This window comes from Streptoverticillium olivoreticuli subsp. olivoreticuli, from assembly GCF_003391135.1.
Classification (GTDB): Bacteria; Actinomycetota; Actinomycetes; order Streptomycetales; family Streptomycetaceae; genus Streptomyces; species Streptomyces blastmyceticus.
The window spans coordinates 2,176,109-2,191,977 of record NZ_CP031455.1 but is presented as its reverse complement, the minus strand read 5'-3'; the positions used below and the strand labels follow the sequence as shown (position 1 = coordinate 2,191,977).

General features: G+C 74.4%; 1 pseudogene. It reads left to right on the top strand.

Annotation, left to right across the window (positions count from 1 at the left end):
- Positions 1–35 precede the first annotated feature (35 nt).
- A pseudogene (locus DXZ73_RS09100) lies at positions 36–15,794 on the top strand (type I polyketide synthase); the annotation flags it as partial.
- Between the last annotated feature and the right edge of the window lie 75 nt (positions 15,795–15,869).

Here is a 15,869-nt window from a genome sequence, read left to right as displayed (position 1 = left end):
ACGAAGACAAGCTCCGGGATTACCTCAAGCGGGCGATCGCCGATCTGCACCAGACGCGGGAACGCCTCCAGGAGGTGGAGTCCGCCGACCGCGAGCCGATCGCCATCGTGGCGATGAGCTGCCGCTACCCGGGCGGCGTACGGACCCCCGACGACCTGTGGCGGCTCGTATCCGCGGGTGAGGACGCCATCTCGACGTTCCCCACCGACCGCGGCTGGGACGTCGAGGGGCTGTACGACCCCGACCCGGGCACCCCCGGCAAGAGCTACGCCCGGGAAGGCGGCTTCCTGCACGCCGCGGGCGAGTTCGACCCGGCGTTCTTCGGGATCTCGCCCCGTGAGGCCCTCGCCATGGACCCCCAGCAGCGGCTGCTGCTGGAGACCTCCTGGGAGGCGTTCGAGCAGGCCGGGATCGACCCGGCCGGGATCCGCGGCAGCAAGACCGGTGTCTTCGCCGGCGTGATGTACCACGACTACGGATCCGGGCTCACCTCCGTGCCCGCCGGCGTCGAGGGCTACCTCGGCAACGGCACCGCGGGCAGTGTCGCGTCCGGCCGCGTCGCGTACACCTTCGGACTCGAAGGACCCGCCGTCACCATCGACACGGCCTGCTCCTCGTCCCTCGTGGCCCTGCACTGGGCGAGCCAGGCGCTGCGCCGTGGCGAGTGCACCCTCGCCCTCGCGGGCGGCGTCACCGTGATGTCCACCCCGGGCACCTTCGTCGAGTTCAGCCGCCAGCGCGGGCTGGCCCCCGACGGCCGCTGCAAGCCGTTCGCCGCGGCCGCCGACGGCACCGGCTGGGGCGAGGGCGCCGGAATGCTGCTGCTGGAGCGGCTCTCCGACGCACGCCGCAACGGACACCCCGTGCTCGCCGTCGTCCGCGGCTCCGCCATCAACCAGGACGGTGCCAGCAACGGCCTCACCGCCCCCAACGGCCCGTCGCAGCAGCGCGTCATCCGCCAGGCCCTGGCGAGCGCCCGGCTGTCCGCCAAGCAGGTCGACGCGGTCGAGGCCCACGGCACCGGCACGACCCTGGGCGACCCGATCGAGGCGCAGGCCCTGCTGGCCACCTACGGCCAGGACCGCGCCGACGACCGGCCGCTGTGGCTCGGCTCGGTCAAGTCCAACATCGGCCACACCCAGGCCGCCGCGGGCGTCGCCGGTGTGATGAAGATGGTGCTGGCGATGCGCCACGGTCTGCTCCCGCAGACCCGTCACGTGGACGCCCCCACCCCGCACGTCGACTGGTCGGCGGGCGCCGTGCGCCTGCTGACCGAGGCACAGGCATGGCCGGAGAGCGAGGAGCCCCGTCGCGCGGGTGTGTCCTCCTTCGGCATCAGCGGCACCAACGCCCACATCATCCTCGAACAGCCGCCGCTGGACGAGGCCGCCGAGGCCGACCGCGACGGCGAGCCGTCCACCGCGCTTCCCTGGCTGCTCTCCGGCAAGTCCGAGAGTGCCCTCCGGGCACAGGCCGCACACCTCCTCGCGTACGTCCAGGAGCGCCCGGAGCTCTCGGCCGCGGACGTCGGCCTCTCCCTGGCGACCACGCGTGCCGCGTTCGAGCGGCGTGCGGCGGTGGTCGCCGAGGACCGCGCCGGATTCCTCGACGGCCTGGCCGCGCTGGCGGAGGGCCGTGGCACGACCGGACTGGCCGAGGGCGCGGTGGTGCACACCGCGGACCGTCCGGTGCTGGTGTTCCCGGGTCAGGGTTCGCAGTGGGTGGGGATGGCGGCGGGGCTGCTGGATGCCTCGCCGGTGTTCGCGGAGCGGGTTGCTCAGTGTGAGGCTGCGCTGGCGCCGTATGTGGACTGGTCGTTGACCGATGTGCTGCGTGGTGCGGCGTTGCTTGAGCGGGTGGATGTTGTCCAGCCTGCGTTGTTCGCGGTGATGGTGTCGCTGGCGGAGTTGTGGCGTTCGTACGGTGTCGAGCCTGCGGCGGTGATCGGTCATTCGCAGGGTGAGATTGCTGCTGCGTGTGTGGCGGGTGCGCTGTCGCTGGACGATGCGGCAAAGGTGGTCGCGCTGCGGAGCAAGGCGCTGCTGGCGCTCTCCGGTCAGGGCGGGATGGTCTCGGTTTCCCTGCCGGTCGGTGAGGTCGAGGCGCTGCTGAACGACCGTCTTTCGGTCGCGGCTGTGAACGGCCCGTCCGCAGTGGTGGTTTCGGGTGATGCGGAGGCTCTTGACGAGCTGTTGGCTGCGTGTGAGACGAACGAGATCCGTGCTCGTCGTATCCCGGTGGATTACGCCTCGCATTCCGCGCATGTGGAGCGGATCGAGGGTGAGCTGCTGGAGATCCTGAAGGGGATCGAGCCGCGTTCGTCCTCGGTGCCGTTCTACTCCACGGTTTCCGCCGAGTTGATTGACACATCGGTGATGGACGCGGGCTACTGGTACCGCAACCTTCGCCAGACGGTGCGTTTCGACGAGACCGTACGTGCCCTGCTGGCCGACGGTGTCGGGATCTTTGTAGAGACCAGTGCGCATCCCGTGCTGACCGTCGGTATCCAGCAGACCGCCGAGGCCGTCGGCACACCTGCCGCCGCCATCGGTTCCCTCCGCCGTGACGAGGGCGGCCTGGACCGCTTCCTGACCTCCCTCGCCGAAGCACACACAGCCGGTGTCCGCATCAACTGGCGTGCGGTTTTCACCGGTTCCGGTGGCCGTCGCGTCGAGCTGCCCACGTACGCCTTCCAGCGGGAGCGGTACTGGCTGGAGGCCGACGGCTCGGTGGCCACCGCGGGCACGGCGGCGGGGCTCGGCCTCGGCACCGCCGACCACCCGCTGCTCGGCGCGGTCGTGGCCCTGGCGGACGCCGAAGGGTTCCTGCTCACCGGACGGCTGTCGCTGCGTACGCACCCCTGGCTCGCGGACCACGCCGTCGCCGACACCGTCCTGCTGCCCGGCACGGCCTTCGTCGAACTCGCGCTGCGCGCCGGGGACTCCGTCGGATGCGACCGGATCGAGGAGCTGACCCTGGAGGCGCCGCTGGTGCTGCCGGAGCGCGGTGGCGTACAGGTGCAGCTGGCGGTCGGCGGACCGGACGCGTCGGGGCGGCGCGCCCTGAGCGTCTACTCCCGGCTGGAAGAGACGGGGGACGCGCCGGAACAGCCGTGGACCCGGCACGCCAAGGGTGTGCTCGTGACCGGCGCGGCCACCGCCGAGGCCCCGGAGGGCCTCGCCGTCTGGCCGCCGGAGGGTGCGGAAGCGGTCGAGACGGCCGGGACGTACGAGCGGCTCGCCGGGATCGGCCTGGAGTACGGCCCGGTCTTCCAGGGGCTGCGCGCGGTCTGGCGGCGCGGCGACGAGGTGTTCGCCGAGGTCGTCCTGCCGGACGAACAGCGGCAGGACGCGGGCAGGTTCGGCCTGCACCCCGCGCTGCTGGACGCGGCCCTGCACGCGATGGCCTCGGGCGATGCCCGCGACGGCGCCGGGCAGCCGAGCCTGCCCTTCGTCTGGAGCGGGGTGTCGCTGTACGCCACGGGCGCGTCCACGCTGCGCGTGCGACTGTCCCCGGCCCCGGGCACGGAAGCGGTCGCCCTGCTGGTGACCGACGCCACCGGTGCGACGGTCGCCTCGGTGGACGCGCTGGTGACACGCCCCGTGTCCGCCGAGCAGATCGGTGCCGCCCGCAACGCCTTCCACGAGTCGCTGTTCCACGTGACCTGGAGCGAGGCCCGGTCCGCCGGGACGCCGGTGGCCGCCGGGACCTGGGCCGCCATCGGCGACAGCGCCGGTGCCGACATCGCCACCTACCCCGACGTGGCCTCCCTGGTGGCCGCCATCGGCGACGGCGCCCCGGCCCCCGATGCGGTACTGGCACCGATCGCGCCGAACGCGTCCGGCCTCTCCGACGCCGTGCACGCCGTGACCCACCAGGCGCTGCGCCTCGTCCAGGAATGGCTCGCGGACGAGCGGCTCGCCGGGTCGCGGCTGGTGATCGTGACGCGTGGCGCGGTCGCGGCCGGTGCCGCCGACGAGGTCGGCGACCCGGCGTCGGCGGCGGTGTGGGGCCTGATCAGGTCCGCCCAGTCCGAGCACCCGGACCGGTTCGTCCTCGTCGACGTGGACACCCCCGGGACGGCCGTCGACGCGCTGCGCGCCGCCGTGGCGTCGGGCGAGCCGCAGACGGCCGTGCGCCGGGGAACCCCGCACACCCCGAGGCTCGTACGGACCGCCGTCGAGGAGGACGGCTCGCGCGGCGGGTTCTCCTGGACCCCGGACGGCACGGTGCTGCTGACGGGCGCCGGTGGCACCCTCGGCGGCCTGATCGCCCGGCACCTCGTCGCCCGGCACGGCGTGCGCCACCTGGTGCTCGCCTCCCGCCGCGGCCGGGCCGCCGACGGCATGGCCGCGCTGGAGACCGAGCTGACGGCCCTGGGCGCGTCCGTGACCGTCGCGGCCTGCGACGCCGCGGACCGGGACGCGCTCGCCGCGCTGCTCGCCTCGATCCCCGCCGCGCACCCGCTGACCGGCGTGGTGCACGCGGCCGGTGTGCTCGACGACGGCGTGGTCGAGTCGCTGACCCCCGACCGCGTCGACGCGGTCCTGCGCCCCAAGGCCGATGCCGCGGTCAACCTGCATGAACTCACCGCGGGAATGGACCTGTCGGCGTTCGTGCTGTTCTCCTCCGCCGCCGGTACGTTCGGCGGCGCCGGCCAGGCCAACTACGCGGCGGCCAACGCCTTCCTCGACGCCCTCGCCGCACACCGGCGCGCCCAGGGCCTGCCTGCCGTCTCGTTGGGCTGGGGCTTCTGGGCCGAGCGCAGCGGCATGACCGGACACCTCGACGACGAGGACGTCCGGCGCATGCGTGAGGGCGGCATCACCCCGCTGACGTCGGAAGAGGGCCTCGCGCTGTTCGACGCCGCCGGGACCGTGGCCGAAGCGGCCCTCCTGCCCGTGCGCCTGGACATCCCCGTGCTCCGGGCCCGCGCCCTCACCGGCGGGGTGTCGGGACTGCTGCGTGGACTCGTCCGCGTACCCGCGCGGCGCGCGGTCGACACGGCCGCCGACGGCACGGGCGACTCGCCGCTCAAGCAGCGGCTCGCCGGCCTGTCGGAGAACGGGCGGGACACCCTGCTCCTGGAGCTCGTCCGCACCCATGTGGCCGCCGTGCTCGGCCATGCCGGGACGGACTCAGTCGAAGCCGGGCGGGCGTTCAAGGAGCTGGGCTTCGACTCCCTCACCGCCGTGGAGCTCCGCAACCGCCTGAACGCGGCCACCGGTCTGCGGCTCCCCGCCACCCTTGTCTTCGACCACCCCAGCCCCACCGCCCTCGCCCGGCACCTCAAGCGGGAACTGGCGGGCACCCGTACCGGTTCCACGGGCACGGCCCCGGCACGGGCCGCGCACGACGAGCCGATCGCGATCGTGGCCATGAGCTGCCGCTACCCGGGCGGGGTGACCTCCCCCGAGGAGCTGTGGCAGCTGCTCGCCGAGGGCGGGGACGCGATCTCCGGCTTCCCCGAGGACCGTGGCTGGAACGTGGAGGAGCTCTACGACCCCACCCCCGACACCCCCGGCAAGAGCTACGCCCGCGAAGGCGGATTCCTCTACGACGCGGGCGACTTCGACCCGGCGTTCTTCGGGATCTCCCCGCGCGAGGCCGTCGCCATGGACCCGCAGCAGCGCCTGCTGCTGGAGACGTCCTGGGAGGCGTTCGAGCGTGCGGGCATCGATCCGGAAATCGTGCGCGGCAGCCGTACTGGTGTCTTCGCCGGCGTGATGTACCACGACTACGGGCTCCAGCAGGGCCCGGACGGCGGACCGGGCAACCCCAGCGCCGGAAGCATCGTCTCCGGCCGCGTCTCGTACACCTTCGGGCTCGAAGGTCCGGCGGTCACGGTGGACACGGCGTGTTCGTCGTCGCTGGTGGCGTTGCATCTGGCGGCGCAGGCGCTGCGCCAGGGCGAGTGCACGCTGGCGCTCGCGGGCGGTGTGACCGTGATGTCGGCGCCGAGCCTGTTCGTGGAGTTCAGCCGTCAGCGCGGGCTTTCCCCGGACGGCCGCTGCAAGGCGTTCGCGGGCGCCGCGGACGGCACGGGCTTCTCCGAGGGCGCGGGTGTGCTGCTGCTGGAGCGGCTGTCCGACGCGCGTCGCAACGGGCACAAGGTGCTGGCTGTGGTGCGTGGTTCGGCTGTCAATCAGGATGGTGCGTCGAATGGTTTGACGGCGCCGAATGGTCCTTCGCAGCAGCGGGTGATCCGGCAGGCGTTGGCGAGTGCGGGTCTGTCTGCTGCGGATGTCGATGCGGTGGAGGCGCATGGTACGGGTACGACGCTGGGCGACCCGATCGAGGCGCAGGCCCTGCTGGCGACGTACGGCCAGGAGCGGGCGGACGATCGTCCGTTGCTGCTGGGCTCGGTGAAGTCCAACATCGGTCATACGCAGGCGGCTGCCGGTGTGGCGGGTGTGATGAAGATGGTGCTGGCGATGCAACACGGCATGCTGCCGCGGTCGTTGCACGTGGACGAGCCGTCGCCGCACGTCGACTGGTCGGCCGGCGCGGTCGAGCTGCTCACCGAGTCGGTGCCGTGGCCGGAGGCGGAGCGGCCGCGCCGTGCGGGCGTGTCCTCGTTCGGCATCAGCGGTACGAACGCCCACGTCGTACTGGAGCAGGCACCCGAGCCGGCGGTCGAGCCGGACACCGCCGAGCCTGTCGTCGGCCTGCTGCCGTGGGTCCTGTCGGCCAAGTCGGACGCGGCGCTTCGGGCACAGGCCGCACGACTGCTGACGCATGTGACGGGCCGGCCGGAGCTGACGGCGGCGGAGGTGGGGGCGTCGCTGGTGACCGCGCGCTCCTCCTTCGAACACCGCGCGGTGCTGCTGGGACGAGACGCGGAGGAATTCCGAGCCGGTCTGACGTCCTTGGCGGAGGGCCTCGGCACGCCGGACATGGTGCGCGGTGTCGCGGGCACGGGCGGCCGGGTGGCGCTTGTCTTCCCGGGTCAGGGTTCGCAGTGGGTGGGGATGGCGGCGGGGCTGTTGGATGCCTCGCCGGTCTTTGCGGAGCGGGTTGCTCAGTGTGAGGCTGCGCTGGCGCCGTATGTGGACTGGTCGTTGACCGATGTGCTGCGTGGCGCGGCGTTGCTTGAGCGGGTGGATGTTGTCCAGCCTGCGTTGTTCGCGGTGATGGTCTCCCTGGCGGAGTTGTGGCGCTCGTACGGTGTTGAGCCCGCGGCCGTGATCGGTCACTCGCAGGGCGAGATTGCCGCGGCGTGCGTCGCGGGTGCGCTGTCGCTGGACGATGCGGCGAAGGTGGTCGCGCTGCGGAGCAAGGCGTTGCTGGCGCTCTCCGGTCAGGGTGGGATGGTCTCGGTTTCCTTGCCTGTCGGTGAGGTCGAGGCGCTGCTGAGCGACCGTCTTTCGGTTGCTGCGGTGAACGGCCCGTCCGCAGTGGTGGTTTCGGGCGATGTAGACGCTCTGGGCGAGCTGCTTGCCACGTGTGAATCGAATGAGGTCCGCGCTCGTCGGATTCCGGTGGATTACGCCTCGCATTCCGCGCATGTGGAGCGGATCGAGGGCGAGCTGCTGGAGATCCTGTCCGGGATCGAGCCGCGTTCCTCTTCGGTGCCGTTCTATTCCACGGTCTCGGCTGAGTTGATCGACACGGCCGTCATGGACGCGGGGTACTGGTACCGCAACCTTCGTCAGACGGTCCGTTTCGACGAGACCGTACGTAGCATGCTGGCCGACGGCCTGGGCATCTTCATCGAGGCCAGCGCACACCCCGTGCTGACGGTCGGTATCCAGCAGACCGCCGAGGACGCGCACGTCGAGATCTCGGCCGTCGGCTCCCTCCGCCGTGACGAGGGCGGCCTCGACCGCTTCCTGACCTCCCTCGCCGAAGCACACACAGCCGGTGCGTCCGTCGACTGGCGCCCGCTCTTCGCGGGCGTCCGGCAGGTCGACCTTCCCACCTACGCCTTCCAGCACCGGCGCTACTGGCTCGAACCCTCGGCCGCCACTCCCGGCGATGTGACCTCGGCCGGGCTCGGCGCGACGGAACACCCGTTGCTGGGCGCGGTGGTGACGCTGGCCGACGCCCATGGTTCGGTGCTCACCGGCCGGCTGTCCCTGAAGTCGCACCCGTGGCTCGCCGATCACACGGTGCTGGGTCATGTGCTGCTGCCGGGAACCGCGTTCGTCGAGCTCGCGCTGCGGGCCGGTGACGCCGTCGGCTGCGACCGGGTGGAGGAACTGACCCTGGAGGCGCCGCTGGTGCTGCCCGAGCACGGTGCCGTCCACGTACAGCTCGTGGTCGGCGCGCCGGACGGGACCGACCGCCGGTCGGTGGGCGTGTACTCGCGGCCGGAGAGCGACGACGCCTCCGACGAGCCCTGGACGCGGCACGCCGCCGGCATGCTCGTCCCCGAAGCATCCGGTGCCGCCGGAGCGGTGGGCGCGAGCGGCCTGGCCGCCTGGCCGCCGCCCGGTGCCGAGCCCGTCGGGACCGGCGGTCTGTACGGGCAGTTGGCCGAGGCGGGCCTGGGGTACGGGCCCGCGTTCCAGGGGCTGCGCGCGGTGTGGCGCCGTGGCGACGACGTCTTCGCCGAGGTCGCCCTGCCGGAGGAGCAGCGCGCGGAGGCCGGAAGGTTCGGTGTCCACCCGGCGCTGCTCGACGCCGCCCTGCACGCCGTGGCGGCCGGCGCCGGTGCCGACGACCGCGAGGGGACCCGGCCCAGCCTCCCGTTCGTCTGGAACGGTGTGTCCCTGCGGGCCACCGGTGCCACCGCGCTGCGGGTGCGCCTGTCGCCGACGGGGCGGGGCGGGCTGTCGGTACTGGTGGCCGACGCGAGCGGCGAACCCGTCGCTTCTGTCGACGCCTTGGTGACCCGGCCCGTCTCGGCGGAGCAGCTGGGCACCGCTCGCGGGGTGGCGCGGGACGCGCTGTTCCGGGTGGACTGGGCCCGTGTCGAGGTTCCGGCGGAAACCGCCGTCGCCTCTTGGGCCGCCCTGGGCGGCGACGTCCTCCCCGGCGCGGCCGTCCTCCCCGACCTGGGGGCGCTGGACCGGGCCGTGGCCGCGGGCGAGCCGCTTCCCGGGACGGTGTTCGCCTCGTTCGCCCCGGCCGCCGCCATGGACGCCGCCGGGGTACGCGGCGCGCTGCACCGGGCGCTGGAGCTGGTGCGGTCGTGGCTGGCCGGCGAGCGGTTCGCGGCGGCCCGGCTGGTCGTGCTGACCCGGGGCGCGGTCGCGGCGGGTACGGGCGACGACGTACAGGATCCGGCGGCGGCCGCCGTGTGGGGCCTGCTGCGCTCCGCGCAGTCCGAGCACCCCGGCCGCTTCGTGCTGCTGGACGTGGACGACGACGCGCCCGCCGACGTGCTGCGCGCCGCCCTCGCCACGGACGAGCCGCAACTCGCGGTGCGTCGAGGCGACGTATTCGCACCCAGGCTGGCCCGTGCCGCGGTCTCCGAGGAGAGGTTCTCCTGGGACCCCGAAGGCACGGTCCTGCTGACCGGCGCGACCGGCACGCTGGGCGGCCTCGTGGCCCGTCACCTCGTCGCCGAGCACGGTGTACGGCACCTGTTGCTCGTCGGCCGTCGCGGGCGGGACGCCGAGGGCGCCGCCGAGCTGGAGGCCGAGCTGACCGCGGCCGGTGCTTCCGTGACGGTCGCGGCCTGTGACGCCGCCGATCGCGCCGCGCTGGCCGCCCTGCTGGAGTCGGTGCCCGCCGGCCACCCCCTGACGGGTGTCGTGCACGCCGCAGGTGTCCTCGACGACGGGGTCGTGGAGTCGCTGACCCCGGAACAGCTGGACGCGGTGCTGCGGCCCAAGGTCGACGCCGCGCTCAACCTGCACGAGCTCACGGCCGGTTCCGGCCTGTCGGCGTTCGTGCTGTTCTCGTCCGTCTCCGGGACCATCGGTGGCGCGGGCCAGGCCAACTACGCGGCGGCCAACGCCTTCGTGGACGCCCTCGCCGGGCACCGGCGCGCCCAGGGCCTGCCCGCGGTGTCGCTGGGCTGGGGCTTCTGGGCCGAGCGCAGCGGCATGACCGGGCACCTCGGTGACCGGCAGGTGCGGCGCATGCGGCAGGGCGGCGTCACCGCGCTGTCGTCCGCGGAGGGCCTGGCCCTGTTCGACGCGGCCGGGAGCGCGGACGACGCGGTGCTCCTGCCCGTACGGCTGGACCTCGCCGCCCTCCGTGCCCGGGCCGCTTCCGGGAGCGCCGTACCGGCGCTGCTGCGGGGCCTCGTGCGGGCCCCCGCGCGGCGGGCGGTGGAAGCGGTGTCCGGCGACGGCTCGCCGCTGGAACGGCGGCTGACCGGGCTGCCCGAGGCCGAGCGGGACGCCGTGCTGCTGGAGCTCGTACGGACCCAGGTGGCCGCCGTGCTCGGGCACGGCGACGCGCGGGACATCGAGGCCGGACGCGCCTTCAAGGAGCTCGGTTTCGACTCGCTGACCGCGGTCGAGCTGCGCAACCGGCTGAACGCCGAGACGGCCCTGCGGCTGCCCGCCACGCTCGTCTTCGACTACCCCACGCCCGCCGAACTCGCCCGGTACATACGGTCCGAGCTGCTCGGATCGGGTGCCGCCGCCGCGGCCGCGCCGCCCGTCGCGGCCGTTGTCACCGACGACGAGCCGATCGCGATCGTGGCCATGAGCTGCCGCTACCCCGGCGGGGTGACCTCCCCCGAGGAGCTGTGGCAGCTGCTCTCCGACGGCCGTGACGTGGTGTCCGGCTTCCCGGAGGACCGAGGCTGGGACCTGGAGAATCTCTACGACCCCGACCCCGACGCGCCCGGCAGGAGCTACGCCCGTGACGGCGGATTCCTGCACGACGCGGGGGAGTTCGACCCGGCGTTCTTCGGGATCTCGCCGCGCGAGGCCCTGGGGATGGACCCGCAGCAGCGGCTGCTGTTGGAGACGTCCTGGGAGGCATTCGAGCGTGCGGGCATCGACCCGGAGACCGTGCGCGGCAGCCGGACCGGTGTCTTCGCCGGTGTGATGTACCACGACTACGGGCTCGGCCAGGGGGCCGCCGGCAGCATCGTCTCCGGCCGGGTGTCCTACACCTTCGGGCTCGAAGGCCCCGCCGTCACCGTCGACACGGCGTGCTCGTCGTCCCTGGTGGCCCTCCACCTGGCGGCGCAGGCGCTGCGGCAGGGCGAGTGCACCCTCGCCCTGGCCGGGGGCGTGACGGTGATGTCCACGCCGGGCTCGTTCATCGAGTTCAGCCGCCAGCGCGGGCTGGCCCCGGACGGCCGCTGCAAGCCGTTCGCGGCCGCCGCCGACGGCACCGGCTTCTCCGAGGGCGCGGGCGTGCTGCTGCTGGAGCGGCTCTCCGACGCACGCCGCAACGGGCACCCCGTGCTCGCGGTCGTGCGCGGCTCCGCCGTCAACCAGGACGGCGCGAGCAACGGCCTCACCGCCCCCAACGGCCCCGCCCAGCAGCGGGTGATCCGCCAGGCGCTGTCGAGCGCCCGGCTGACGCCGCAGCAGGTCGACGCGGTCGAGGCGCACGGCACGGGCACCACGCTCGGCGACCCGATCGAGGCGGGCGCCCTCCTCGCCACCTACGGCCAGGAGCGCGCCGAGGACCGGCCGCTGCTCCTGGGGTCGGTGAAGTCCAACCTCGGGCACACCCAGGCGGCCGCCGGTGTCGCCGGTGTGATCAAGATGGTGCTGGCGATGCGGCACGGCGTGCTGCCGCGGTCGTTGCACGTGGACGAGCCGTCGCCGCACGTCGACTGGACGGCCGGAGCCGTACGGCTGTTGACCGAGACGGTGCCCTGGCCCGAGGGCGCGGAGCCGCGCCGGGCCGGTGTGTCCTCGTTCGGCATCAGCGGCACCAACGCCCACGTCATCGTGGAGGAGGCACCGGCCGGACCGGTGGAGCCCGTCGCGGACACCGCCGACGGCGGCCTCCTGCCGTGGGTGGTGTCGGGCCGGTCCGAGGCCGCGCTCCGCGGCCAGGCGCTGCGGCTGCTGTCGCTCGCCGGGCCCGGCTCCGGCGCGGCCGCCGCCGACGTCGCGTACTCCCTGGCGGCCACCCGGTCCCGACTGGACTGCCGGGCCGTGGTGCTGGCCGAGGACCGTGCGGGCTTCGCCGAGGCGCTGACGGCCCTGGCCGAGGACCGCTCCGCGCCGGGCCTGGTGCGCGGGTCCGTGGCCGAGGGCAGGCTGGCGGTCCTCTTCACCGGGCAGGGCAGCCAGCGCGTGGGCATGGGCCGCGAGCTGTACGGCGCCTTCCCCGTCTTCGCCGCCGCCTTCGACGCCGTGGTCACCGAGCTGGACCGGCACATGGCAGGGTCGGTGCGCGAGGTCGTCTGGGGCGGTGACGAAGAAGCGCTGGGCGGGACGGCGTTCACCCAGGCCGCGCTGTTCGCGGTGGAGGTGGCGCTGTTCCGGCTCGTGGAGTCCTGGGGCGTACGCCCGGACTTCGTGGGCGGGCACTCCATCGGTGAGCTGGTCGCCGCGCACGTCGCCGGAGTGCTGTCCCTGGAGGACGCGGCCCTGCTGGTCGCCACCCGCGGCCGGCTGATGCAGGCGCTGCCCGCGGGCGGTGCCATGGTCGCCGTGCAGGCGGGCGAGGACGAGGTGCTGCCGCTGCTCGACGGGCGGACGAGCGTCGCGGCCGTCAACGGCCCCTCGTCGGTGGTGGTCTCCGGCGACGAGGACGCCGTCCTGCGGGTCGCCGCCCGCTTCGAGGAGCGGGGGCGCAAGACCCGTCGGCTGCGGGTGTCGCACGCCTTCCACTCGCTGCTGATGGAGCCCATGCTCGCCGAATTCATGGCTGTGGCACGGGAATTGACGTACGACCGGCCCCGGATCCCGGTCGTGTCCAACGTCACCGGAAACCTCGCCGCGCCGGAGGAGCTGTGCTCCGCCGACTACTGGGTGCGGCACGTCCGCGAGGCCGTACGGTTCGCCGACGGCGTCCGGCGGCTCGCCGACGAGGGTGTGACCACCTTCCTGGAGCTCGGCCCGGACGGCGTGCTCTCGGCGCTCGGCGGGCAGTGCCTGCCCGACGGCACCGACGCGGTGTTCGCACCGGTGCTCGGCGCCGGGCGTGCTGAGACCGCGACGCTGCTGGAGGCGCTGGCCCGCGCCGATGTGCGGGGCGTGCCGGTCGACTGGGCCGCCGTGCCCGCCGCCGGTGGCCGGACCGTGCGCCGGGTGGAGCTGCCGACCTACGCGTTCCAGCGGCAGCGGTACTGGCTGGAGCCGGCCGCCGGGACCGGGGACGTCTCCTCGGCCGGGCTCGACGCCGCCGGACACCCGCTGCTGGGTGCCGCGGTGCCGCTGCCGGACTCCGAAGGGTTCCTCCTCACCGGCCGGCTGTCCCTGAAGACGCACCCCTGGCTGGCCGATCACGCGGTGGCGGACACCGTCCTGCTGCCGGGTACCGCCTTCGTGGAACTCGCCCTGCGGGCGGGCGACGCCGTCGGCTGCGACCGGGTGGAGGAGCTCACCATGGAGGCCCCGCTCGTGCTGCCCGAGCACGGCGCCGTCCAGCTCCAGCTGGTCGTCGGCGGGCCCGGGGAGGCGGGGCGCCGCCGCGTGAGCGTGTACTCCAGGCCGGAGGGCGCGCCCGCGGACGCCGACCCGCAGTGGGTCCGTCATGTGACCGGTGTCCTCGCCGCCCACGGCCCGGCCGACCGGGAGCCCCTGGACGTCTGGCCCCCGGCGGACGCCGAGCCGGTCGACGTCCGCGGCCTCTACGAGCGCTTCGCCGCCACCGGCCTCGGCTACGGGCCCGTCTTCCAGGGCCTGGGCGCCGCCTGGCGCCGTGGCGAGGAGGTCTTCGCCGAGGTCCGGCTGCCGGAGGAACAGGCGCAAGACGCGGCCCGCTTCGGCCTGCACCCCGCACTCCTGGACGCCGCGCTGCACGCGATGGCCCTCGGCGGCTTCCTCCAGCAGCCGGACGACGGAACGGGCGCCGGGCGGATCCGCCTCCCCTTCGCCTGGGAAGGCGTCGCCCTGCACGCCGTCGGAGCCGCCGCGCTGCGGGTCCGGCTCGCACCGGCCGGGACCGACGCGGTGTCCGTGACGGTGGCCGACGCCACCGGGCGCCCCGTGGCGTCGGTGGCCTCCCTCGCCGTCCGCTCGGTGGCCCCCGAGCAGCTGAAGGGTGCTCACACGGCCTTCCACGACGCGCTGTTCCGCCTCGACTGGACCGCCGTCCCCACCGGGCCGGCCCCGGCGGGCGCGACCCGCTGGGCCGCGCTCGGCGGTGACGGTTCGGAGCTGCTGCCCGCACTGAAGTCGGCGGGGGCGCCGGTCACCGCGTACGAGGACCTCGACGCGCTGCGCCACGGGCTCACCCCGGACGGCACCGCCCCGGACCTCGTGTTCGTGCCCTGTGACACGCGGCCTTCCGGCGCCCCCGTGCACAGCGCGGTCCACCGGGCGCTCGGCCTGGTGCAGTCCTGGCTGGGCGACGAGCGCTTCGTACGGTCCCGGCTGGTGCTGGTGACGCGCGGCGCGGTGGCGGTGCGGGCCGGTGCGGAGCTGACCGACCCGGCGCACGCCGCGGTGTGGGGCCTGGTGCGGTCGGCGCAGTCCGAACACCCGGACCGGTTCGTCCTGCTCGATCTCGACGGCCAGGACGCGTCGTTCACCGCCCTGCCCAAGGCGCTCGCCTCCGGCGAGCCGCAGCTGGCCGTCCGGGACGGCGGGGTCTTCGCGCCCCGCCTCGCCCGGGTGCCCGCCACCCCGGACGTGGACGACAGGACGGTGTTCGGCGGGCCGGAGGGGACGGTGCTCGTCACCGGCGCGACCGGCGTGCTCGGCGGCCTGGTCGCCCGGCACCTGGCGTCCGCGCACGCCATACGGCACCTGGTGCTGGCCGGCCGCCGCGGCCGCGAGGCCACGGGCGCGGTGGAGCTGGAGGCGGCGCTGACGGCCCTGGGCGCCACGGTGACCTGGGCCGCGTGCGACGCCGCGGACCGGGACGCGCTCGCCGCGCTGCTCGCTTCGATCCCCGCCGCGCACCCGCTGACCGGTGTGGTGCACGCGGCCGGTGTGCTCGACGACGGTGTGGTGGAGTCGCTGACCCCCGACCGTGTCGACGCGGTCCTGCGCCCCAAGGTGGACGGCGCGCTCAACCTGCATGAACTCACCGCGGGGATGGACCTGTCGGCGTTCGTGCTGTTCTCCTCCGCCTCGGGCACCTTCGGCGGCGCCGGCCAGGCCAACTACGCGGCGGCCAACGCCTTCCTCGACGCCCTCGCGCAGCAGCGCCGGGCCCAGGGGCTGCCCGCCGTCTCGCTGGCCTGGGGCCTGTGGGCCGAACGCAGCGGCATGACGGGGCAGATGGCCGACACCGACGTGGAGCGGATGAACCGCGCGGGTGTGGCCGCCTTCACCTCCGAGCAGGGCCTCGCCCTCCTCGACACCGCGGGCGCGGTGGACGAGGCGGTCCTGGTGCCCGTACGGCTGGACCTCCCGGCCCTGCGCGCCCAGGCCGCTTCCGGTGCGGTGCCGCCGCTGCTGCGGGGCCTGGTCCGGGTCCCGGCCCGGCGGGCCGCGGAGGCCGCGGCCCCGGCCGGGCCGTCGCTCGCCCAGCGGCTCGCCGGGCTGGGCGCGGCCGAGCAGGCGAAGGCCGTGCTCGACCTGGTCCGCACGCACGTGGCGACCGTGCTCGGCCACGCCACACCGGACGCGGTCGAACCAGGGCAGTCCCTCCTGGAGCTCGGGCTCAACTCGCTGACCGCCGTGGAGATCCGCAACCGGCTCGACCAGGCCACCGGCCTGAGCCTGCCGCCGACGCTGCTCTTCGACCAGGGCACGCCGGAGGCGGTCGCCGACCATCTGCGCTCGCAGCTGACCGGCGGGCAGCCGGGCGCGGCGGCGGACGGCGCCGCGCCGGCCCCGGGGGCTCCGGCGCCCGCGCGCACGGAGTCCGGGTCGACCGTCGAG